Origin of the sequence: Xanthomonas albilineans (genome assembly GCF_002939705.1) — a bacterium.
In the GTDB taxonomy this organism is placed as follows: Bacteria; Pseudomonadota; Gammaproteobacteria; order Xanthomonadales; family Xanthomonadaceae; genus Xanthomonas_A; species Xanthomonas_A albilineans.
Genome location: NZ_MDCB01000001.1, coordinates 55315 through 74596, shown reverse-complemented (window position 1 = coordinate 74596; position 19282 = coordinate 55315). Strand labels below are relative to the sequence as shown.

Genomic DNA, 19282 nt, shown 5'->3' with positions numbered 1-19282 from the left:
CGTACGCTCCTGGCGAAAGCATCATCGCCACACCTGCGCGGACTGACTGCACAGCCCGCCCGAGAGAAACAGCACATGGCGAGCGGCAATGGCTCGCCCCGAAAACAGCCCTACTTCACTACGCGCAGACGCGGGCGCTTACCGGCCTCGTCGGAACTGCCAGGACGCGGCGGCGGGGGCGCATCGCCGTCGGGCGGCTGCTCGCCCGGACCATGAATATCGTCCGGCAGCGCCATCCCCTGCCCGGTTTCGCGCGCATAGACTGCCAGCACCGCAGCCATCGGCACCTGGACCGGATAGCTGACACCGCCAAATCGAGCGGTGAAGCTGACTCCATCGTTGTCGATCTGCAAACGCACCACCGCGCGCTCGGCGATGTTCAGCACCACCCGGCCATCCTTGACCGCGCTCGGCGGCACCTGCACACCGGGCAAGCTGGCATCCACCAGCACGTGCGGGGTCATACCGTTGTCGTTGATCCATTCCACCAGCGCCCGCAACAGGTAGGGGCGATGGCTGGTCATGCGGTAAGTCTCGTCGCTCATACGGCAATTCCACGCGCCAGCGCGTAACGCCGACGCAACTCGAAACACAGCGGGCCCACCACGCAGATGGGCATCACGTTGGCAGGTCGCGCAGTTTCTTTTCCTGGTCCGTCAGGCTGCGGATGAAACCGGGATTACGGAAGATGCGGTTGCCGTAGTCTTCGATCGCCTTGCCATCCTTCGGCAACGGGATATCCAGCGCCTGCAGGCGCCAGATGATCGGCGCCATCGCGCAATCGGCCAGACTCATCTCCGGGTTGAGGAAGAATTTGCTGGCCTTGAACAGTGGTACCGAGGCGGTGAGCAATTCCTTCAGGCGCTTGCGGCCGGCTTCGGCCTGGGCTTTGTTGCCGAGCTGGATCGCCTGCACTTGCGGCACCCAATCGTGTTCGATGCGCAACATCGCCAGGCGCAAACGCGCACGCGAGAGCGGATCGACCGGCATCAACGGCGGATGCGGATAGCGCTCGTCGAGGTACTCGCTGACCACCGAGGCGGCGTACAGCACCAATTCGCGCTCGACCAGCGTCGGCACGGAGTGGTATGGATTGAGATCGATCAGGTCTTCCGGCGGATTTTGCGGATCCACCGCCACGAAATCATAGGTGACGCCTTTGGCCGCGAGCACCAGGCGAACGCGGTGGCACAAGACGTCATCTGTGGAGGAAAACAAGGTCAAGGTATTTCGCATGCGCAAACTCACCGCCATTCAAGGCTCTCCGACGACCGGAATCCGCCGGCCGCATCGACGCCGTCCGCACCTTGCGAACGGTCGCCACGGCCGCTGAGTGTGCAACCCTCGCACACAAAAGCCAATAGGCTGAACAGGGGAATCACTCAGCAATGGTGCAGCAGGCGCGTAGACAACATCAAAAGCGCTCAATGCACGTCCTTCCAGTATTCCTTCTTCAGCAGATGGGCCAGGAAGGTGAGCAAGGCCAGAAACAGCACCACCCACACGCCCAGACGCTGCCGTTTCAGCGCCGCAGGCTCGCCAGCGTATTCGAGGAAATTGCTGATGTCACGCACGGTCTGGTCGAACTCGGCAGGGGTCTGCTTGCCCGGGGAGGCCAGTTGCAAGCGCTCCACCGGTTTGTCTACACCCGGCTGCGGCGCCTTGCCGTAGACCGGCTGCTGCAAGCCTTGCAGTTCCCACAGCGGATTTGGCATGGAAGCGTTGGCAAACAGCCTGTTGTTCCAGCCCAGCGGGCGCGACTGGTCCAGATAGAACGATTTGAGGTAGGTATAGACCCAATCGGTGCCGCGCACCCGGGCGATCAGGCTCAGATCCGGAGGTGCCTTGCCGAACCACTTGGCCGCCGCCTCGTGTGGCATCGCGGCCTCAATGTGTTCGCCGACCTTGGCGCCGGTGAAGTTGAGATTGTGCATCACCTCATCCTCGCTCAGGCCCAGGTCCTCGGCCATGCGCGAGTAACGCAGGTACTTCAACGAGTGGCAGCCGGAACAATAATTCATGAACCCCCTGGCGCCACGCTGCAGCGAAGCGCGGTCGCCAAGATCGTTACCCGCCTGCAATGTGGCACCGCCCTCGCCCGCCAACGCAGGAACCGACAGCAAGCACATGCAAGCGACGCAGGCCAAGAGAGCGATCAGGCGCTTAGTCATGGCTGCTCACCCGCTCCGGCACCGGCTTGGTGCGGTCCAGCGTGGTCCAGATCGGCATGGTCAGGAAGAAAAGGAAGTACAGCAGCGTCAATACGCGGCCGATGTAAGTCTCGATGATCTCGGTGCCTGGACCGGAGCCGATCACCCCCAACCACACGAAACACACCGCCAGCACCGCCAGCATCACCCGCGAGATCCAGCCACGGTAGCGAATCGACTTAACCTTGGCGCGGTCCAGCCACGGCACCAGGAACAGGATCGCGATCGCCGAGAACATCACCAGCACGCCGCCGAGCTTGTTCGGCACCACCCGCAACATCGCGTAGTACGGGGTGTAGTACCAGACCGGCTTGATGTGCTCCGGCGTGACCAAGCGGTTGGCCTCGGTGAAATTGTCGTGCTCCAGGAACAGACCGCCGAAACCGGGAGCGAAGAAGATGATGAAGGCGCCGAGCATGAGCAGGAAGCCGACTCCGACCATGTCCTTGACCGTGTAATACGGATGGAACGGGATACCGTCGGCCGGCTTGTTCGGGTCCCAACGGTTGCCCTTGGGGCCTTTCTTGATCTCCACCCCATCGGGGTTGTTGGATCCGACTTCGTGCAGCGCCCCCAGGTGCAGCACCACCATCAGCAACAGCACCAACGGCAGCGCGATCACGTGCAGGGCGAAGAAACGGTTGAGGGTGGCGTCGGAGGGCAGATAGTCGCCCATGATCCACTCGGTCAGACCATTGCCGATCACCGGGATCGCGCCGAACAGCGAGATGATGACCTTCGCGCCCCAGAACGACATCTGCCCCCAAGGCAGCACGTAGCCCATGAAGGCTTCGGCCATCAACACCAGGTAGATCAGCATGCCCAGGATCCAGACCAGTTCGCGCGGCTTCTTGTAGCTGCCGTACATCAGCCCACGGAACATGTGCAGATAGACCACGATGAAGAACAGCGAAGCACCGGTGGAGTGCATGTAGCGGATCAGCCAGCCCCAATCCACGTCGCGCATGATGTACTCGACCGAGTTGAACGCCTCGGCCGCGCTGGTCTTGTAGTGCATCGTCAGGAAAATGCCGGTCACGATCTGATTCACCAGCACCACCAGTGCCAACGAACCGAAGTAATACCAGAGGTTGAAATTTTTCGGCGCGTAGTACTCGGCGATGTGCTTGCGGTAGAACGGCATCAGCCCAGGAGCGCGCTCGTTGACCCAATCGAACACGCTGCCCGCGGTGCGGGTGAGGAGATTGTCGGTCATGACTTAGGCCCCTCCTTTCGCGGACGCACTCGGGTCCACGCCGATGACTAGCGTGTTGTCGTCCTGGTAATGGTGCGGCGGCACCAGTAGATTGATCGGCGCCGGCACGCCCTGGAACACACGCCCGGACATGTCGAAACGCGACTTGTGGCAGGGGCAGAAATAGCCGCCCTTCCAGTCTGGATCGTAAGGCTCGGGGCGAATCTCGGCGACCATCTCCGGCGAGCAACCCAGGTGGGTACACAGACCGACCAGCACCGAGATATTCGGCTTGATCGAGCGGTAGTCGGGGTTTTTCAGCACGTAATCCGGCTGCTGGTCCTTGTTCTCGCACTTGGGATCCTTGAGCCGACCATCCAGGGACGGCAGCGCGTCGAGCATCGCCTTGGAGCGCTTGACGATCCAGATCGGCTGGCCGCGCCATTCCAGAATCAGACGCTGGCCCTCCTGCAACGCGCTGATGTCGGCCGTGATCGGCGCCCCGGCCAACTTGGCCTTGGCGCTAGGCTCCCAGGATTTGATGAAAGGAACCGCGACGCATCCCGCGCCAACCGCGCCCACGACGGCCGTGGTGGCAGTGAGAAAGCGGCGACGCCCTGTATTAACCGAATCGTTGACCCCATCGTTGGCCATCCGGCACTCCGATCTGTGATTGGGTAGCGTGAGGCTGCCAGCAACTCGGTGGGGATCGAGTTGCATCGAATTCACCGCAGTGTAGCGGAACCCTTAATCCGCCGACAATGCAGCCGGCACATCCGCGCGCCATGGGCACCCACGGGGTCAATGCGCGGCCGAACCCGCGCCACGGTAGCGTTCGGCGAGTACGCCAACCCGCTGTACATAGAGCTGCGTCTCACTATACGGCGGCACACCGCCGTGTTTGTCTACCGCGCCTTCGCCAGCGTTATAGCCAGCCGCAGCCAAGCTGAGGTTACCGTTGAAACGTTTCAACAACCAGGCCAGATATTGCACGCCCCCACGGATGTTTTGCGCCGCATCGAACGCATCGCCGACGCCGAAACGGCGCGCCGTCATCGGCATCAACTGCATCAGGCCCTGCGCGCCGGCGCGACTGAGCGCCATGGGGTTGTAGGCCGACTCGGCATGGATGATTGCACGCACCACCGCTTCCTCAACCCCGTACTCGCGCGCGGCAGCGGCAATCTCGCCCTGGTAGGCGGTCGTGTTCAGGCGCACAGCGCCGAAGTTCACTCCGGAGTTGGCGCAGGCGTAGCAGGTCTCCATGAAGCTGTAGTGGATCGTGCGTACCGTCCCCAGACTGGCGACTTGGGTTGGCCGGGCACTGGTGTAATGGCGCACGCCATCTTGCATGTAAGAGTAGAGCTGGCCGCTAACCAACCGCTGCGGTAAGGCAGCGGCCACAGGAACCCCACGTGTCGGGACCATCCTGGGCACACCTGGCGCCGGGGCGGCGACCGAAGCGCTAGCCTGGGAAGCCTGGACGCCAACCGACGGAGCCGCCAAGGCGACGACACGATGGGCAGGGGCGCGCTCGGCGACGGCCTTGGCCGGGACCGCTGCGGCCTGCGCAGCGCGGTGTTCGGGCATATAGTGATCGATCACGCTGCAATTGCCGCCGGACACGCGCTTGTTACCGTAGCTGGTGACACCGTCGGTACCGATGCATTTGTATACGGTACCCGCGCTGGCCGGCGTAGCCGACAGCGTGGCGATTACCAGCCCCAGAAGCCACAGCATCCCCTTCATGGCGGCAGTGTCCCAACTTCCCCACCGGTTGCCAAGTCCGTGCTGATTGAGCCACCCGAGGCCGCAGCCGTCGTCCTATCCCGGGAGCAAGATGGGCTTGACGCCTCCCAACCCGCTCCCACTCCCTTCCGTGCCCAGATGATAGAGCGTTTGACCATCACGACAGGCTGCGGTCAGTGCATGCACACGGGGGGCATACGGGGCAGCCAACCGGGCACCTGCGCAGAGACGCCTGCACGGGTAAACTCATCGGCTACCTTTCCACCCGCCTGGATTCAGCGCCATGCCCGGGACTGTCCTGCACCCCCTGCCCTCCGCCAGCACCCCCGCCACCCCGTCGCCAGCGCGTGGCAAGCTGTACATCAAGACCCACGGCTGCCAAATGAACGAATACGACTCGGCCAAGATGGCCGACGTGCTCGCCGCCGCCGAGGGGCTCGAGCTAACCGACAACCCCGAAGAAGCCGACGTGGTTCTGGTCAACACCTGCTCGATCCGCGAGAAGGCGCAGGAAAAGGTGTTCAGCCAGCTCGGCCGCTGGAAGGCGCTCAAGGCCGGCGGCAAACAGGTGATCATCGGCGTGGGGGGATGCGTGGCGTCGCAGGAGGGCGAAGCGATCGTCAAACGCGCGCCCTACGTGGACCTGGTGTTCGGCCCGCAGACCCTGCACCGGCTGCCGGAGTTGATCCGCGCCCGACGCGCTTCCGGGCAATCGCAGGTGGACATCAGCTTTCCCGAGGTTGAGAAGTTCGACCGGCTGCCCGAGCCGCGCGCCGAGGGGCCATCGGCATTCGTGTCGATCATGGAGGGCTGTTCCAAATATTGCTCCTTCTGCGTGGTGCCCTACACCCGCGGTGAAGAGATCAGCCGACCATTCGAAGACGTGCTGGTGGAAGTGGCGCAACTGGCCGCGCAGGGCGTGCGCGAGATCAACCTGCTCGGCCAGAACGTCAACGCCTATCGCGGCCCGTATGCCGACGCCGACGTCGGCGAGGACCCGCAGCACGCCGATCTGGGTCTACTGATCCGCAGCATCGCCCAGATCGAGGGCATCGGTCGCATCCGCTTCACGACCTCGCACCCACTGGAGTTCAGCGACTCGCTGGTGGACGCCTACCGCGACGTGCCGCAACTAGCCAACTATCTGCACTTGCCGGTGCAGGCCGGCAGCGACCGCATCCTCAGCGCGATGAAGCGGGGCTACACCGCACTGGAATTCAAACAGAAGATCCGCAAGTTACGGGCGGTGCGTCCGGACATCGCGATCAGCTCGGACTTCATCGTCGGCTTCCCCGGCGAGACCGACGCCGATTTCGACAAGACCATGAGACTGATCGAAGACGTCGGCTTCGACCAGAGCTTTTCTTTCATCTATTCGCGGCGCCCGGGCACGCCGGCCGCCGACCTGGAAGACGACACCCCCGAAGCCGTCAAGCATGCACGGCTGACACGGCTGCAGGCGCACATCAATGCCCATGCGCAACAAATTTCGCGCAGCATGATCGGCAGCGTGCAGACGGTGCTGGTCGAAGGCCCGTCGAAAAAGAACCCGGCCGAACTGACCGGCAAGACCGAAAACATGCGCTCGGTGAACTTCCCCGGACATCCGCGCCTGATCGGACAGTTTGTCGAGGTGACGATCACCGAGGCGCTGAGCAATTCGCTGCGCGGACGCGTAGTCGCAGACGTGGATTGAGCCCGCGCGATAGCGCCACATGCGCTGGTCCTGCATTGCCGTGCGGGTTACGCTTGCCTCCCAGGCGCTGAACAATACGCGCAGCGCATGCACTGCCGCACCTACATCGCAATGACCAAAGCATCCGCACACCACGACTTCACCCTGGACCCCGCCGACACCGAGCGGCTGGCCAACCTGGCCGGGCCCTTCGATGCACACCTGCGGCAGATCGAGCTGCGCCTGGGCGTGGAGATTTCCAACCGCGGCAACGTGTACCGGGTAACCGGTCAGGAAGCGGCCGTGGCTTCCGCCCAACAACTGCTGCAGGCGCTCTACGCCGAGGCCGACAGCGTGATCTTCGACGACCAGCAGATCCATCTGCGTCTGAACCAGGCCAACGTCGATCAGATCGCCCAGCGCGCCTATCAACCGCAGGACGTAGCGATCAAGGTCAAACGCGGCACCGTGCGCGGGCGTGGCGCCAACCAGGCCAAGTACCTGCACCAGATCGCCACCCACGACATCAATTTCGGCATCGGCCCGGCCGGCACTGGCAAGACCTTCCTGGCCGTCGCCAGCGCGGTGGAGGCGCTGAACGAGTCGCGCGTGCAACGCTTGATTCTGGTGCGCCCGGCGGTGGAGGCCGGCGAGAAACTCGGCTTCCTGCCCGGCGATCTGAGCCAGAAAGTGGATCCGTATCTGCGCCCACTATACGACGCGTTGTACGAAATGCTCGGCGTGGACAAGGTGGTGAAGTTGCTGGAAAAGAACGTCATCGAGATCGCGCCGCTGGCCTACATGCGCGGGCGCACGCTCAACGACGCCTATGTGATCCTGGACGAGGCGCAAAACACCACCATCGAGCAGATGAAGATGTTTCTGACCCGTCTGGGCTTCGGCAGTACCGCCGTAATCACTGGCGATCTAACCCAGATCGACCTGCCCAAGCACGTCAAGTCCGGCCTGCGCGACGCAATCGAGGTGCTGCACGAAGTGGACGGGGTCAGCTTCACCTTTTTCGAGGCACGCGACGTGGTCCGGCATCCGCTGGTCGCACGTATCGTCAACGCCTACGAGAAACGCGACGTCGGCGATCGCGCCAACGGCGATCTGTCCGCATGACCCAATCCTGAACAGAGGCGCTGGCGACGAGGTTGATCGGCGCCGCCAGCAGTCTCAGCAGTGCCGACCCGACGCCACGGTTTCTGAGTCGCGCAGCGGTCTCGGCGTTGGCAGTTAAGCGATCACCAAGTTCAAACTGTTGCCGCAAGTGGATAAAACGCGCTGCCCAGCCTCAGCGGTGCCGCGTCTCCAGCACCTCGACCGCATCGGCCAGCGCCAAGCCACGTGCGCGTAGCAACACGGTCAGGTGATACAGCAGATCGGCCGATTCGCCGAGCAACTCGGCATCGCCCTGGGCCACGCCGGCGAGCGCGGTCTCCACGCCCTCCTCGCCCACCTTCTGCGCGATACGCCGGGTCCCTTGCTCGAACAGGGTGGTGGTGTAACTGCCAGGCGGACGTTCGCCTTCGCGCTGCGCGACCAGCCGATCCAGCGCACCAAGGAACTGCCCAGGCGCCTGCGGGAAGCAACTGGTGCGGCCAAGATGACAGGTCGGCCCGCGCGGATGCGCCAGCACCAGCAGCGTGTCGTAATCGCAGTCGGTGTCGATCGCGACCAACTCCAGCGTGTGGCCCGAGCCTTCGCCCTTGGTCCACAGACGCTGTTTGCTGCGGCTGTAGAAGGTGACCAAACCGCTGCGGCGGGTCGTGGCCAACGCCTCCTGATTCATGTAGCCGAGCATCAGCACGCGCAGGGTGGCCGCATCCTGCACCACCACCGGCAGTAGGCCATCGCCCTTGTTCCAATCCAGCGCCGCATCGTCGACGGCGCCCGTGTGTTCTGTATGTTCATGTGCCATCGCGCACCTCGATTTGACGTTCGCGCAAGAAGCGCTTGAGTTCGGGAATGGGAATAGCGCCGCTGTGGAACACGCTGGCGGCCAGCGCGGCATCCACGTCGGCGCGCTCGAATACCTCGGCGAAGTGCAGCATCTCGCCAGCGCCGCCGGAAGCCACCAGCGGTACCTTACATACTGCGCGCACCTCGTATAACTGCGCAATGTCGTAGCCACGGCGGACACCATCGTTGTCCATGCAGTTGAGCACGATCTCGCCAGCGCCCAGCTGCTGCGCTTCGACCACCCAATCCAGGGTGCGCATGCGCAGCGCCTGGGTCTTGTCGGGATCGCCGGTGAAGCGGCGCACCCGCCACTGGCCATCCTCCTCGCGGATCGAATCGATGCCGACCACCACGCACTGCACACCAAAGGCGTCGGCCAGTTCGGCGATCAGCGCGGGGCGTTCCAGGGCTGGGGAGTTGATCGAAATCTTGTCGGCGCCGGCATGCAGCACTGACCGCGCCGTGGCGACATCGCGGATGCCACCGGCAACGCAGAACGGAATGTCCAACAGCCGCGCCACGCGCTCGACCCAGGCGTAATCCACCGAACGCCCTTCTGGGCTGGCGCCGATGTCGTAGAAGACCAATTCATCGGCGCCCTGGTCGCGGTAGCGCAATGCGAGTTCGGCGATATCGCCCATGTCCACGTGATCGCGAAACTTCACGCCCTTGACCACACGGCCATCGCGCACGTCCAGGCACGGAATGATGCGCCGGCTCAGCATGCCAACGCCTCGTCCAGGCGCAAGCGCCCCTCCAGCAACGATTTACCCAGCACCACGCCGGCACAACCGACCTCGCGCGTTGCGCGCACGTCGGCCGCATTGCGGACGCCGCCGGAAGCCTGCACGGCCACGTCTGGCGCGATCTGGCGCAAGTGCGCATACAGCGCCAGATTCGGTCCGGACAGCATGCCGTCGCGGGCGATGTCGGTACACAGCAGATGGGTCAACCCGGCTGCCGCGTACTCGCTGGCCAGCGCGTCCAGGGTCAGCGACGAGGTCTCGGTCCAGCCGAGCACCGGCAACCGCCACACCTTCTTCGCATCCTGCCGTGTGTCCAGCGCCACAGTGATACGCGCCGGCCCGAACTCGGCCAGCCATGCCAGCACCGACTCGCGGTCGCGCACCGCCAACGAGCCGATGACCACGCGGGTAGCGCCGGCATCGAGCATGCGCTGCACATCGGCACGCGAGCGCACGCCGCCGCCGGTCTGCACATGCAACCCGGTCTGAGCACGGATGCGCTCCAATAACGGCCCCAAGGTGTAGCCGCCTGCGCGCGCGGCATCCAGATCGACCAGATGCATCCACTGCGCGCCAGCGTCGGCGTAAGCCTTCGCTCGGCGCAGCGGATCATCGCCATAGTGGGTCTCGCGGGCATAGTCGCCCTGCGCCAGCCGCACCACGCGGCCATCGCGGATATCCAGTGCGGGATAGACCAGGAAGCTCATGGGAAATCGGTCTCGAGAAAGTTGCGCAGGATGCGTGCGCCAGTGTCGGCAGAACGCTCGGGATGGAACTGCGCGCCACAACGGCGCCCGTGCTGCACCACCGCACTGAACAAGCCACCATGGTCGCAGGCGGCCACCGTGTCGGCAGTGACCGGCGCCGCATAACCATGCACGAAGTAGGCGCTGGCCTGAGCCGGCAGGCCCTCCAGCAGCGGCGATGGCCGCATCGATAGCAAGCGGTTCCAACCCATGTGCGGCACCCGGATACCCGGCGCCAGCGGCATGCGCCGGACCACGCCGGCGAGTACGCCCAGGCAATCGACTTGGCCTTCTTCCGAATGCTCAAACAGCAACTGCATCCCCAAACAGATGCCGAGCAACGGCACCTGCAACATGCGCAGCGGTTCGATCAGGCCCTGCGCGCGCAGCCGCGCCATCGCCTGCGGCGCGGCGCCGACGCCGGGCAGGATCACCCGTGACGCGCCCTGCAGGCCCGCCGCGTCGCTTACCAGTCGCGGCTCCACTGCCAGGCGTTCCAATGCATAACGCACCGAACCGAGGTTGGCGCCGCCCGCGTCGATCAAGGCCACCGTGCTCATCGCCGCCTCCACGCACGGGCACCGTGCGGTGTGCGCTGCATCGGCGTCGCACGCGCGCTCACAGCACGCCCTTGGTCGAAGGCAGCGCCGCGCCATCGCGGCGCACGGCCTGGCGCAACGCACGCGCCAAGGCCTTGAAGCAGGCTTCGATCTTGTGATGATCGTTGTCGCCACGCACGCTCAGGTGCAGATTCAAACCGGCCGCGTCGCACAGCGAGCGGAAGAAATGCGGCACCAGTTCGGTGGGCATATCGCCAACCCGCTCGCGCTTGAATTCCCCTTCGAATACGAAATAAGGACGCCCGCTGAAGTCCAGTGCGGCGCTGGCCAGGGTCTCGTCCATCGGCAAAGTGAAGCCGTAGCGCCCGATGCCACGCTTGTCGCCCAGTGCCTGACGCAGCGCTTGTCCTAGGGCCAGACCGGTGTCTTCGATGGTGTGGTGTTCGTCGATGTGCAGATCGCCCTCGGCATGCACGTCCAGGGCGAAGCCGCCGTGCTTGCCGATCTGTTCGAGCATATGATCGAAGAACGGCAGGCCGGTGGCACAATGCGGATCGCGTACCAAGTCCAGATCCAGTTCCACCGCGATCCGGGTTTCCTTGGTGTCGCGCTGCACCCTGGCGCGGCGCGGCGCATCGGCCAATGCATGGGCGATGCCGGCCCACTCCCAATCGCCGCCGAACTGCGCGGTGCGCAACTGGAAGCCGCGGATATGCAGATTTTCCGCGAACTGGATATCGGTCACGCGGTCACCGACCATCGCCGAACGCGCCCAATCGATGCTGCGGTCCTGCAAGTACGTCAGCATCAGGCCGATGCCGGGCTTGCGCGTGGGCGCATTGTCGGCCGGCCAACTGCGGTCGATCAGCACCTCGCGAAATTCAATCCCTTGGCTGGCGAAGATCTGCAGCATCAAGTCGTTCGGACCATCGAACGCGGCCTGCGGATACGTCGCGCTGCCCAGGCCATCCTGATTGGTGACGATGACGAACTGATAGCCGGCATCGCGCAGCTTCAGCAGCGCCGGGATCACGCCCTGCACGAAACGCAGCTTCTCGTAGGCGTCGATCTGGAAATCGGCCGGCTCCTCGATCAGCGTACCGTCGCGGTCCACGAACAGGATCGGGGTCATGCCGCCGCCCTCCACGCCCGCAAGGCATCAAGGACGCGCTGATTCTGTTCCGGCGTACCGAGGGTGATGCGCAAGGCATCGCCCAACCCGGCTGCGGCACGCTGGTCGCGCACCACCACGCCGGCCGCCAGCAAGGCCTGTAACGCACCCTCGGCATCGTCGAAACGCAACAGCAGGAAGTTGCCTTGCGATGGATAGACCCGGCGCACACCCGGCAGCATGGCCAGTGCGGCCTGCATGCGCGTGCGTTCCTCGCGTACCTCGGCCACGCGCAGCGCGGTCTGCCGCAGCGGCTCGGGCTGCAACGCGGCCAGCGCCAGATGCAGGCACGGCGCCGGGATCGGATACGGCGCCTGGCAACGCCGCAGCACCGCAATCAGCGCTGGATCGGCGATCAAGCAGCCGATCCGCGCCGCCGCCAGCGCGTGCGCCTTGGACAAGGTCCGCAACACCGCCACATTCGGCTGACGCGCCAGCAACGTGGTCGCCGAGGGCTGATCGGAAAACTCGCCGTAGGCTTCGTCCACCACCAGCAAGGCACGATCCTGCAAGCGTTGCGCGGCGAGGGCGATGTCGTCCAAGGCGATGGCCGCGCCGCCAGGATTACCTGGCGAACACAGGAACACCAGTTTGGCTCTCTGGCTCAGTGCCGCGTCCACGACCGCATCGAGATCGGCGTGCAGTCCGTCCGCTGCATCGCACAGCGGCACCTCGACCACGCGCGCGTTCTGCATCCGGGCACACACCGCATACATGCCGAAGACGGGCGGCGTGATGACGATCGCATCGCGGCCCGGCTCGCATAGCGCGCGCAGCAGCAAGTCGATCGCCTCGTCGCTGCCGCGACCGATCAGCAGTTGTTCCGGCGCACAGCCGTACAACGCGGCCAGCGCCGCACGCAACTGCGGCGGCTGCGGGTCCGGATAGCGGCGGTTGTCGGCATCGCGGTCGGCCAGGTTGGCCCAGGCCGATTCGTTAGCGTTGAGCCAGACCTCACCCTGCACTGCGCTACTGCGCGCTGAGGAATAGCCAGTGAAGTCACGCAAGTCCGGGCGCACCAGCGCCAGCAGCCCAGCGGAATCGGTGGAGGCGCTCATCCCGCCTTCTCCATGCGTAACGCCACCGCGTTGGCGTGCGCGTCCAGGCCTTCGGCACGCGCCATCAGCACCGCGCAAGCGCCGATCGCGGCGATACCGGCCTGGCTGGCGCTCTGCACGCTGACGAAATTCTGGAAGCTGGCAACGCTGATCCCGCTGTAGGCCCGCGCCGCGCCGCTGGTCGGCAGCACATGGTTGGTGCCACTGCAGTAGTCGCCCAGGGCCTCGGGGGTGTAGTCGCCGAGGAACACCGAGCCGGCCGCCTCGACCCGTTCCAACCAATCGCGCGGCGCGCGCAGCGCCAGAATCAGGTGCTCGGGCGCATAGCGATTACTGATCGCGAAGGCCTCCTCGAGCGTGCCGACCTGGATCAGTCGCGACGCGGCCAGCGCCTGGCGGGCGATCGCCGCGCGCGGCAGCGTCGCCAATTGCCGTTCCAGCTCGTCCTCCACCGCATCGATCAACGCCCCGCTGTCGGACAGCAGCACGACCTGCGAATCCGGACCGTGTTCGGCCTGCGACAACAGATCGGCGGCGACGAACGCCGGATCGGCGCCGGCATCGGCGATCACCAACACCTCGGACGGGCCGGCCGGCATGTCGATCGCCGCCGCGCCGGCCTGCGCCACCTGCCGCTTGGCCTCGGTGACGTAGCTGTTGCCAGGGCCGAACAACTTGTCGCACGAAGGCACCGAAGCGGTCCCGAAGCCCATCGCGGCAATGGCCTGCGCACCGCCGAGCTTGAACACGCGATCCACTCCGCTCAGTCGCGCCGCGACCAGCACCGCCGGATCAGCCGAGCCATCGGCGCGCGGTGGCGTACACAACACCACCTCGCGGCAACCGGCCAATGCCGCCGGTACGCACAGCATCAACGCCGTGGACGGCAGCGGTGCGCTACCGGCCGGCACGTACAGGCCGACCCGACCGATCGGCCGCACCACCCGCTCGCAGACGACCCCAGGCGCGGTCTCCACGGCATACGGCTGAGCCACGCCGGCGCGGTGGAAGGCGGTGATCCGCGTCATCGCCTGCAGCAGCGCCTCGCGCAACGCCGCCGGTACCGCCGCCTCGGCCGCGACGAATTCGTCGGCACCGACCTCGAACTGCTGCAGCACCACGCCATCCAGGCGCGCGGTGATTTCCTGCAACGCCACATCGCCATCCGCGCGCACCTGCTCAAGCAGTTGCGCCACCGTCGCGCGGGTCTGCGCAGCGACGGCTTGCACCGGTCGGGTCAAGGCCTGGGTGCGGGCCTGCGCGTCGAGCGCATTCCAATCCAATCGATTCATGCGAGCGAGCGCTCCACCGTCAACACCATCAAGCCCTGCGCACCCGCACGCTCCAATTCTTCCATGCGCTGCCAGGTAATCGCGCCGTGACACATCGTCTGCAACTGCAATGGTTCATCCACATCGCCGGGCAACTGCACCAGCGGGTCGGCATCGGGCAGCAACCGGGTCAAGTCGGCAACCCGGTCGCGCGCGGCACGGAACATCAGCAACTTGCTGTCGCGCAACTTGAGGACGCCGTCGAGCCGGCGCAGCAACATCGCCGCCAACCCAGCACGAGCGTCGGCTGGTTCGCGCACCGGCCCGGCCAGCACCGCCTCGCTGTCCAACAAAGTTTCCACAGGCTTGAGCTGGTTAGCGGCCAGGGTCGCGCCGCTGGACACCAGATCGCAGATCAGGTCGGCGGTACCCAGGCGCGGCGCGATCTCCACCGAGCCGGACAGTTCCACCACTTGCGCCTCGATGCCGCGCGCCTCCAACCAATCGGCCAGCACCGCCGGATAGCTGGTGGCGATCCGCTTGCCCTGCACCTGCTGCGGGCCGCTCCATTCCCACTGCTCCGGCACCGCCAGCATCAGCCGGCATTGGCCGAAGTGCAGCCCGCGCAGCGCACGGTAGGCGTCGGGCAGACCATTGCGACGGCGTTCGCCGGCCTGTTCGTCCAATTCGTTGCGACCAACAATCCCGAAGTCGCACACGCCATCGGCGATCAGCCCAGGAATATCGTCGTCGCGCACCAGCAGCAGATCCACCGGCAACGACTCGCCATAGCAGAACAACTTGTCGCGACTCTCGCGCCAGCTCAGTCCGCAGGCGGCCAGCACCGCACGTGCCGGCTCGGCCAGGCGGCCGCTTTTCTGGATCGCGATACGCAGCCGGTCGCGTGCCGGCGCTGCCAGGGAAACACTCATCAGGGCATCTCAGTGGGAAGCAGAAGGGCGCGCCGTCTACCGGCGTAGCGCCGCGGCATAGCCGCCAGCGCCGTATTCGAGGGTCCGCGCAACGCGACCGATCGTGGTCACGCTGACCTGGGTCAGTTCATGGATCTCGCGGTAGGGCAGGCCCTTGAGTAGCAAAGGCACCACGCGCCAACGGTCTGCCATTGCCTCCAGCTCGGCCGGCGTACACAAGTCCTGCAGAAACGCAGCGACGTCCTGCGGCCTGTCCAGCTGGGCGAGCGTGCGCGCCAGCGCCTTGAACGCGGCGGCGCTGTCACGGTCTGCTACGGAGGCGGGGCGCTGTTTCATTCTGCTAATGTAATAGCATGTTAGCACAAATGTCAAACCCCGACCAATCGCGCTGACCCGCCCTCACCACGCGGCGGAACTAACATCCCATGGCTGGCGTGGCTGCCGCAGAGTCGCTAGCATCGCCACGATAGCCGCCACGGCAACGTCCATGCATCGTCCTCTCCTTGCACACCTGGCACTGCTTCTCTCGACGAACGCACTCGCGGATCCGACGCCGCCGGCCACACGGCCATCGACCATGGCTGTCGCCACCACCAACGACGAGGCCAACAATCAGCTCCCGATCCGTTCGCAATCCCAGCTCGATGCATACCTGCGCGCGCATGCTGGCGAACCCACACCACTGGACGCATTCTCCCCCGGCGCACGCGAGCGCTTCATCGACGGCCTGGTATTCGGCCGCATCGGCCTGAGCGGGTTCGACACCCAGGATCTAGCGCAACTCACACGCGAACAAGGGCGCGCACTCCTCGCACTATTCGGGGCCGCGCAGTATGCAGACACCCTGCCCCACTGGGCGAAGCAAGCACGCGCCGTAGACACCGCCACCACAATCGGCGCATTTGAACACCGCTACAACGGATATAATCGCCTCCTGCGCCAGCGACAAGACGAAGACCGCCCCCCCTGGCCATCGCTACGCGCCGCGCTGCCCGAAGCCTTCGACCGCAGCGCTGCGGCGCAACTGGACAACGCCTCGCTCACACTGTTGTACCGTGCCATCGTCGCGACCTACACCCTGCACCCCACAGCGGCAGGACTGCAAGCGCAACTGCGCACGCTGGAGTTGCTGCGCGATCGCGGCCAGGCCGACGCCGCGCAACTGGACACCGCCGGCAACGCGCTATTGCTCGCCCATCGCACCGAAGACGCGCGCCGACTGCTGGCGACCGGCGGCGACGCCGACTGGCCGCACTGGCTACGCTTCGACGACCGCCTGGGCCCAGGCGCACATGGCCCGACGCTGTGGTCGCTGGATGCCGGCGGCACGACCTTGCGACGGCAACCCATCGACCTACGACGCCCGCGGATTCTGGTCACCGCCGGCTGCCACTTCGCAGCCGATGCCGCACGCGCCATCGCCAACGACCCCAAACTCGGCCCGGCCTTCCGCCGCCATGCGCTATGGCTGAGCCTGCCACCGGGCGCGGAAGACATGGGCGACGTCCGTGCCTGGGACCAGCGCCACCCGCAGATGCCATTGCATCCGATCTACGCGGCGGCGGAATGGCCGCTGCTACCGCACCCCTGGACTATGCCGACCTTCTTCCTGATACGCGACGGACGCGTGCAAGCGCAATTACAGGGCTGGCCCGCCGACGACCACGCGCAAAGGCGCACCCTCAAACGCATGCTGCAACGCGCCGGACTGCTCCGGTAATACGCGCACGCCAACACACGCGCCGGCGTCTGCGACGAAAGGCGTGCAGCGCAGATCAAAGCTATGGCTCACGCCATGACCTTGGCCTGCTCCAGTTCCACAAGCAGTGTGCTGGCCAGATCCTCGCGTGCGATCTCGAACTGCTGTTCGCGCACCAAGTCCTTGACCGCGACTACTCCACGCGCCAATTCGTCCTCGCCCGCCAGCACCACGAAGCGGATCCCGGCGCGGGCAGCGTACTGGAACTGCTTGCCGACCTTCTTCGGCTCCATCTGCACTTCGGTGTTGATCCCACCGGCACGCAAACGCCGGGCGATATCCAACGCATCGGCCAACCTAGCTTCATCCATCAACGCAACCATGGCCTGCACGCTACTGGAAGCGATGCCATCGATCAGCCCCGCCTCGCGCAACTGCCAGAACAACCGGGTCAGGCCGATGGAGATGCCCACGCCGGGCAGCCTGGACTTGCTGTAGTGGCTGGCCAGATCCTCGTAACGCCCACCCGAGCAGATCGAGCCGATCTGCGGGTAATCGTTCAACAAGGTCTCGTAGACGGTGCCGGTGTAGTAGTCCAGACCGCGGGCAATGGAAAAATTCAGGCAATACGCCCGCTCCGGCACGCCCAGCGCCTTGACCAGCGCCAACACTTCGCGCAACTCGGCCACACCCTCGCGCAGCGTCGCACTGGCACCGGCCGCTGCCTCCAACGCGTCCAGCCGCGCCAACGCATCGTCATGCCCCCTGGAACGCACCGCGACGAACTGCAAAATCTGCTCGACCTGCGCAGCCGGGATACCGAAACCCTCGCCGGCCAACGTCTCGCGCACGTAGTCGGCACCGCGCTTGTCCAGCTTGTCGACCTCGCGCAACACCGCAAGCTGGCGCTCACCCTCGGCCACGCCCAGGCTCTGGAAAAAGCCGCGCATCAGCTTGCGATTGTTCAACTGCACCGCGAACGCACCGATGCCCAGCTCGGCAAACACCGCGTGGATCACCGCCAGCACCTCGGCATCGTAGCGAATGCTCAGCGCATCCTTGCCGATCACATCGATATCGCACTGGTAGAACTCGCGAAAACGTCCGCGCTGGGCGCGCTCGCCACGGTAGACGCGCTGCATCTGGTAGCGGCGGAAGGGGAAGCTCAGTTCGTGTTCGTGTTCGGCCACGTAGCGCGCCAGCGGCACGGTCAAATCGAAGCGCAGCGCCAACTCCGGCATCGCCCCCTCCGCGCCTTCGGCCGCGGCATTGGCCAGGGCGCCGGTGGACTGCACGAAGTACACTTGGCGCTCGGTTTCGCCACCGGACTTGGTCAACAGCACATCGGACAACTCGAACACCGGCGTCTCCACCGGCAGGAACCCGAACCGCTCATAGTTGCGGCGGATGACGTCCAGCATGCGCTGGAACGCGATCTGCTCGCGCGGCAGCAATTCCATGATGCCGGGCGGCGTACGGGGCTTGATCACGAGTGGAGCTCCTGCGATTCGGGAGGTGGGCGGGACGCCAATTCTAGCCGCACCGAACGCAGACGACCGCAATGGCGTATGACGTCCACCTGTCGCCGGCGTTGCCTTCACCTCGACCACGTGGCAATTGCGCATGTTCAGCAGGTCTCCGACTGCGCAGACAAGCGGCCATGGACACTGCGCATCGAAGTGATGCCGCCCAGGGCCATGTCCGACACGCGCGATTGTCAGAACGAGCCACTTCACCAGGCAAAGTGGCCGCAGCACATTGATGAAGCAGACAAGCGAGCACATCAGTCAAGTGAATGTCGATCCGACATTCGAGACGGATGCGCCGCGTGTGCGTTCCAAGAAACCAGGCACAAGGGCGTTCAACGATCCGGCCATCCAGCGGCTGCCGCTGCGCGACTGATTCAACAGGGCCTGAAGCAGACGCTGCCAGACACCGGCCGCCTGCCAGGCTCATCCATGCTGCGGCTGTTCCAAGGTGCTGCAAATCGCGCCTTTAATACCGCGCTTGAAAATATCGTGAAGAAAAATTTATATATTGCACGCAATCATCACACAACATAAAACATGCTGTTCAATACACAAAGTGCGACCTACTCGCGAAGTGAATTTTCACAGCCATTCTTATATCGCACACGCACTCTTCAATCAAGGAAAAAATAAACAAAAATCGAAAAATAATATTCCCGCACACATATCGTAAAGATGCAATCCCGCTAATTCAAGCAGAAAACACGAATTTATCCGCCAATACACCGCATTGGCGTTATGCACTTTCGCACACCATTTTTATATATCACCCTTAA

Annotated in this window: 20 protein-coding genes; 4 read left to right on the top strand and 16 right to left on the bottom strand. The window is 64.7% G+C overall.

Annotation, left to right across the window (positions count from 1 at the left end):
* Positions 1 to 110 precede the first annotated feature (110 nt).
* The 6 genes from XalbCFBP2523_RS00320 to XalbCFBP2523_RS00295 form a co-directional block, all read right to left on the bottom strand.
* Positions 111 to 545: a ClpXP protease specificity-enhancing factor gene (locus tag XalbCFBP2523_RS00320; RefSeq protein WP_012915781.1), complete on the bottom strand. Its 435-nt coding sequence runs from the start codon at positions 543 to 545 to the stop codon at positions 111 to 113.
* 73 nt (positions 546 to 618) lie between these two features.
* Positions 619 to 1254: a glutathione S-transferase N-terminal domain-containing protein gene (locus XalbCFBP2523_RS00315; protein ID WP_012915780.1), complete on the bottom strand. Its 636-nt coding sequence runs from the start codon at positions 1252 to 1254 to the stop codon at positions 619 to 621.
* A gap of 170 nt (positions 1255 to 1424) precedes the next feature.
* Entirely contained in the window at positions 1425 to 2171 is a 747-nt protein-coding gene (locus XalbCFBP2523_RS00310) for a cytochrome c1 (protein WP_012915779.1), read from the bottom strand.
* A complete protein-coding gene (locus tag XalbCFBP2523_RS00305) occupies positions 2164 to 3426 on the bottom strand; it encodes a cytochrome b (protein ID WP_045764402.1) in 1263 nt (420 codons plus the stop codon). The genes XalbCFBP2523_RS00310 and XalbCFBP2523_RS00305 overlap by 8 nt, the downstream gene beginning before the upstream one ends.
* Before the next feature lie 3 nt (positions 3427 to 3429).
* Positions 3430 to 4059 (bottom strand): ubiquinol-cytochrome c reductase iron-sulfur subunit, encoded by a 630-nt coding sequence (gene petA / locus XalbCFBP2523_RS00300; protein ID WP_045764401.1) that lies wholly within the window; start codon positions 4057 to 4059, stop codon positions 3430 to 3432.
* A 147-nt stretch (positions 4060 to 4206) separates the two neighbouring features.
* A complete protein-coding gene (locus XalbCFBP2523_RS00295; RefSeq protein ID WP_045765611.1) occupies positions 4207 to 5154 on the bottom strand; it encodes a lytic transglycosylase domain-containing protein in 948 nt (315 codons plus the stop codon).
* A gap of 283 nt (positions 5155 to 5437) precedes the next feature.
* Here XalbCFBP2523_RS00295 and miaB point away from each other — a divergent pair, with 283 nt between their 5' ends.
* On the top strand, positions 5438 to 6850 hold the full coding sequence (miaB, locus tag XalbCFBP2523_RS00290) for a tRNA (N6-isopentenyl adenosine(37)-C2)-methylthiotransferase MiaB (RefSeq protein ID WP_045765610.1): 1413 nt from the start codon (positions 5438 to 5440) through the stop codon (positions 6848 to 6850).
* 111 nt (positions 6851 to 6961) lie between these two features.
* A complete protein-coding gene (locus tag XalbCFBP2523_RS00285) occupies positions 6962 to 7954 on the top strand; it encodes a PhoH family protein (RefSeq protein ID WP_045765609.1) in 993 nt (330 codons plus the stop codon).
* Positions 7955 to 8126: 172 nt separating this feature from the next.
* On the opposite strand, the gene hisIE is transcribed toward XalbCFBP2523_RS00285, so the two are convergent.
* From hisIE to XalbCFBP2523_RS00240, 9 genes are read right to left on the bottom strand one after another with little or no spacing between them, the layout of a single operon-like run.
* Positions 8127 to 8753, bottom strand: a complete 627-nt coding sequence (gene hisIE, locus XalbCFBP2523_RS00280; RefSeq protein WP_012915773.1) for a bifunctional phosphoribosyl-AMP cyclohydrolase/phosphoribosyl-ATP diphosphatase HisIE — start codon at positions 8751 to 8753, stop codon at positions 8127 to 8129.
* Complete coding sequence (gene hisF, locus XalbCFBP2523_RS00275; protein WP_045765608.1) at positions 8743 to 9519, bottom strand: imidazole glycerol phosphate synthase subunit HisF; 777 nt, start codon at positions 9517 to 9519, stop codon at positions 8743 to 8745. The genes hisIE and hisF overlap by 11 nt, the downstream gene beginning before the upstream one ends.
* Complete coding sequence (gene hisA / locus XalbCFBP2523_RS00270) at positions 9513 to 10247, bottom strand: 1-(5-phosphoribosyl)-5-[(5-phosphoribosylamino)methylideneamino]imidazole-4-carboxamide isomerase (protein ID WP_045765607.1); 735 nt, start codon at positions 10245 to 10247, stop codon at positions 9513 to 9515. The genes hisF and hisA overlap by 7 nt, the downstream gene beginning before the upstream one ends.
* On the bottom strand, positions 10244 to 10846 hold the full coding sequence (gene hisH / locus XalbCFBP2523_RS00265) for an imidazole glycerol phosphate synthase subunit HisH (RefSeq protein ID WP_045758788.1): 603 nt from the start codon (positions 10844 to 10846) through the stop codon (positions 10244 to 10246). Before hisH ends, hisA begins: the two co-directional genes overlap by 4 nt.
* A gap of 58 nt (positions 10847 to 10904) precedes the next feature.
* On the bottom strand, positions 10905 to 11978 hold the full coding sequence (gene hisB / locus XalbCFBP2523_RS00260) for a bifunctional histidinol-phosphatase/imidazoleglycerol-phosphate dehydratase HisB (RefSeq protein WP_045766690.1): 1074 nt from the start codon (positions 11976 to 11978) through the stop codon (positions 10905 to 10907).
* On the bottom strand, positions 11975 to 13075 hold the full coding sequence (gene hisC / locus XalbCFBP2523_RS00255; protein WP_045765606.1) for a histidinol-phosphate transaminase: 1101 nt from the start codon (positions 13073 to 13075) through the stop codon (positions 11975 to 11977). Before hisC ends, hisB begins: the two co-directional genes overlap by 4 nt.
* On the bottom strand, positions 13072 to 14367 hold the full coding sequence (hisD, locus tag XalbCFBP2523_RS00250; RefSeq protein ID WP_045765605.1) for a histidinol dehydrogenase: 1296 nt from the start codon (positions 14365 to 14367) through the stop codon (positions 13072 to 13074). The genes hisC and hisD overlap by 4 nt, the downstream gene beginning before the upstream one ends.
* Positions 14364 to 15278, bottom strand: a complete 915-nt coding sequence (gene hisG / locus XalbCFBP2523_RS00245) for an ATP phosphoribosyltransferase (protein ID WP_045765604.1) — start codon at positions 15276 to 15278, stop codon at positions 14364 to 14366. The genes hisD and hisG overlap by 4 nt, the downstream gene beginning before the upstream one ends.
* 36 nt (positions 15279 to 15314) lie before the next feature.
* Positions 15315 to 15614: a YerC/YecD family TrpR-related protein gene (locus XalbCFBP2523_RS00240; protein WP_045765603.1), complete on the bottom strand. Its 300-nt coding sequence runs from the start codon at positions 15612 to 15614 to the stop codon at positions 15315 to 15317.
* A gap of 241 nt (positions 15615 to 15855) precedes the next feature.
* Between XalbCFBP2523_RS00240 and XalbCFBP2523_RS00235 the strand changes: the two genes are divergently transcribed.
* The gene (locus XalbCFBP2523_RS00235) at positions 15856 to 16998 is read left to right on the top strand and encodes a hypothetical protein (RefSeq protein WP_045765602.1); all 1143 of its coding nucleotides are present in this window, start codon (positions 15856 to 15858) and stop codon (positions 16996 to 16998) included.
* A gap of 68 nt (positions 16999 to 17066) precedes the next feature.
* On the opposite strand, the gene hisS is transcribed toward XalbCFBP2523_RS00235, so the two are convergent.
* Complete coding sequence (gene hisS, locus XalbCFBP2523_RS00230) at positions 17067 to 18467, bottom strand: histidine--tRNA ligase (RefSeq protein WP_045757950.1); 1401 nt, start codon at positions 18465 to 18467, stop codon at positions 17067 to 17069.
* Positions 18468 to 18587: 120 nt separating this feature from the next.
* Here hisS and XalbCFBP2523_RS16175 point away from each other — a divergent pair, with 120 nt between their 5' ends.
* Entirely contained in the window at positions 18588 to 19040 is a 453-nt protein-coding gene (locus XalbCFBP2523_RS16175; RefSeq protein WP_146083999.1) for a hypothetical protein, read from the top strand.
* Positions 19041 to 19282 lie beyond the last annotated feature (242 nt).

Coding starts and splice junctions, on each gene's coding strand:
- XalbCFBP2523_RS00320 (WP_012915781.1), bottom strand. CDS start 545: ATGAGCGACGAGACTTACCGCATGACCAGCCATCGCCCCTACCTGTTG.
- XalbCFBP2523_RS00315 (WP_012915780.1), bottom strand. CDS start 1,254: ATGGCGGTGAGTTTGCGCATGCGAAATACCTTGACCTTGTTTTCCTCC.
- XalbCFBP2523_RS00310 (WP_012915779.1), bottom strand. CDS start 2,171: ATGACTAAGCGCCTGATCGCTCTCTTGGCCTGCGTCGCTTGCATGTGC.
- XalbCFBP2523_RS00305 (WP_045764402.1), bottom strand. CDS start 3,426: ATGACCGACAATCTCCTCACCCGCACCGCGGGCAGCGTGTTCGATTGG.
- petA (WP_045764401.1), bottom strand. CDS start 4,059: ATGGCCAACGATGGGGTCAACGATTCGGTTAATACAGGGCGTCGCCGC.
- XalbCFBP2523_RS00295 (WP_045765611.1), bottom strand. CDS start 5,154: ATGAAGGGGATGCTGTGGCTTCTGGGGCTGGTAATCGCCACGCTGTCG.
- miaB (WP_045765610.1), top strand. CDS start 5,438: ATGCCCGGGACTGTCCTGCACCCCCTGCCCTCCGCCAGCACCCCCGCC.
- XalbCFBP2523_RS00285 (WP_045765609.1), top strand. CDS start 6,962: ATGACCAAAGCATCCGCACACCACGACTTCACCCTGGACCCCGCCGAC.
- hisIE (WP_012915773.1), bottom strand. CDS start 8,753: ATGGCACATGAACATACAGAACACACGGGCGCCGTCGACGATGCGGCG.
- hisF (WP_045765608.1), bottom strand. CDS start 9,519: ATGCTGAGCCGGCGCATCATTCCGTGCCTGGACGTGCGCGATGGCCGT.
- hisA (WP_045765607.1), bottom strand. CDS start 10,247: ATGAGCTTCCTGGTCTATCCCGCACTGGATATCCGCGATGGCCGCGTG.
- hisH (WP_045758788.1), bottom strand. CDS start 10,846: ATGAGCACGGTGGCCTTGATCGACGCGGGCGGCGCCAACCTCGGTTCG.
- hisB (WP_045766690.1), bottom strand. CDS start 11,978: ATGACCCCGATCCTGTTCGTGGACCGCGACGGTACGCTGATCGAGGAG.
- hisC (WP_045765606.1), bottom strand. CDS start 13,075: ATGAGCGCCTCCACCGATTCCGCTGGGCTGCTGGCGCTGGTGCGCCCG.
- hisD (WP_045765605.1), bottom strand. CDS start 14,367: ATGAATCGATTGGATTGGAATGCGCTCGACGCGCAGGCCCGCACCCAG.
- hisG (WP_045765604.1), bottom strand. CDS start 15,278: ATGAGTGTTTCCCTGGCAGCGCCGGCACGCGACCGGCTGCGTATCGCG.
- XalbCFBP2523_RS00240 (WP_045765603.1), bottom strand. CDS start 15,614: ATGAAACAGCGCCCCGCCTCCGTAGCAGACCGTGACAGCGCCGCCGCG.
- XalbCFBP2523_RS00235 (WP_045765602.1), top strand. CDS start 15,856: ATGGCTGTCGCCACCACCAACGACGAGGCCAACAATCAGCTCCCGATC.